Raw genomic sequence first — 1,363 nt, 5'->3', positions numbered from 1 at the left:
AGTCAATGTCGATGTCGACTGACACATCGCTTTCGCGGGCAAGCCTCGCTCCTACGGCGTATCCCGTGTAGGAGCTGCCGAAGGCTGCGATCTTTTGATCTTTGAAAGATCGCAGCCTCGTTGCACTCGACAGCTCCTACAGGGGAGGGTGGGATTACAGACCGAGATCCGACAGTCCCGGGTGATCGTCAGGCCGGCGACCCAGTGGCCAGTGGTATTTACGCTCGCTTTCCTTGATCGGCATGTCGTTGATGCAGGCAAAACGGTGAGCCATCAGGCCGTTTTCGTCGAATTCCCAGTTTTCGTTGCCGTAGGAGCGGAACCAGTTGCCCGAATCGTCGTGCCATTCATAGGCGTAACGCACGGCGATGCGGTTGTCGGTGAAGGCCCAGAGTTCCTTGATCAGCCGATAATCCAGTTCCTTGGCCCATTTGCGGGTCAGGAAGGCCTTGGCTTCTTCGCGATTGTTGGCAAATTCGGCGCGGTTACGCCACTTGGTGTCCAGGGTGTAGGCCAGCGATACCCGCTGCGGATCGCGGGAGTTCCAGCCATCTTCGGCCAGGCGGATTTTTTCGATGGCCGATTCACGGGTGAAAGGCGGCAATGGCGGACGAACTTCGGCGTTGGACATTTTACGTCTCCGTATAAAGTTAAGTTCCAGCAAGTTGTCGGGCTTGAGCAAGTTGTTACAGGTCCAATAACTTTCGCGCCATGCATTGCGCATTATCGGCGGCACTGTGATCACCCATTACAAGCGCCACGGTTATGGCACCTTCGATCAGGATCAGCAGCTGTTTGGCCAGCGTTTGCGGATCGTCGGCGCCATGTTCTGTGCACAGCTCGCACACATAGTCGAGCAGCTTCTGTTTGTGGTCCCGGGCTACCTGGCGAACCGGGTCCTGCGGGTCACCCGTTTCGCCGCTGGTATTGATGAAAGCGCAGCCGCGAAAACCCTCGGATTCAAACCACGATTTCAATACCGTAAACAGGTTGAGCAGGCGGTCGGCCGGGGTCTCGGCCTGATCGACTGCATTTCTGTACCAGTGCATCCAGCGGATATCCCGGCGCATCAGGGCCGCGACCACCAGTTCGTCCTTGTTGGCGAAGTAGCGGTAGATGCTCTTTCTGGAGACGCCGGCGGTTTTCACCAGAAGATCCATGCCAGTGGCGGCGATGCCACCCTTGTAGATCAACTTTTCGGCGACATCCAGAATGATGTCTTGTGTGTCGTTGCTGGTTAATTCGTTCATGTGGCTTACAGTAGAACGATCGTTCTCCTTTAGCAAATTTTATTTTTGTGCCGCTGATAAATGGCTATCGCGAGCAGGCTCGCTCCCACAATGGAATGCATTTCAAATGTGGG

At 55.5% G+C, this 1,363-nt stretch carries 2 protein-coding genes; both read right to left on the bottom strand.

The features are described 5' to 3' along the window. Nucleotides 1-154 precede the first annotated feature (154 nt). The gene (locus ACW9JE_RS30755) at nucleotides 155-631 is read right to left on the bottom strand and encodes a nuclear transport factor 2 family protein (RefSeq protein ID WP_457434913.1); all 477 of its coding nucleotides are present in this window, start codon (nucleotides 629-631) and stop codon (nucleotides 155-157) included. Between the two features lie 55 nt (nucleotides 632-686). Beyond that, entirely contained in the window at nucleotides 687-1,250 is a 564-nt protein-coding gene (locus ACW9JE_RS30750; protein WP_457434912.1) for a TetR/AcrR family transcriptional regulator, read from the bottom strand. Between the last annotated feature and the right edge of the window lie 113 nt (nucleotides 1,251-1,363).

It is taken from the genome of Pseudomonas sp. SDO55104_S430 (assembly GCF_054070595.1).
Note: the sequence above shows the minus strand (reverse complement) of the source record. Positions and strands in the feature narration are given on the sequence as shown.

Excerpts from the sequence above, each read along its gene's own strand:
- ACW9JE_RS30755 (WP_457434913.1), bottom strand. The coding sequence starts at position 631 with ATGTCCAACGCCGAAGTTCGTCCGCCATTGCCGCCTTTCACCCGTGAA.
- ACW9JE_RS30750 (WP_457434912.1), bottom strand. The coding sequence starts at position 1,250 with ATGAACGAATTAACCAGCAACGACACACAAGACATCATTCTGGATGTC.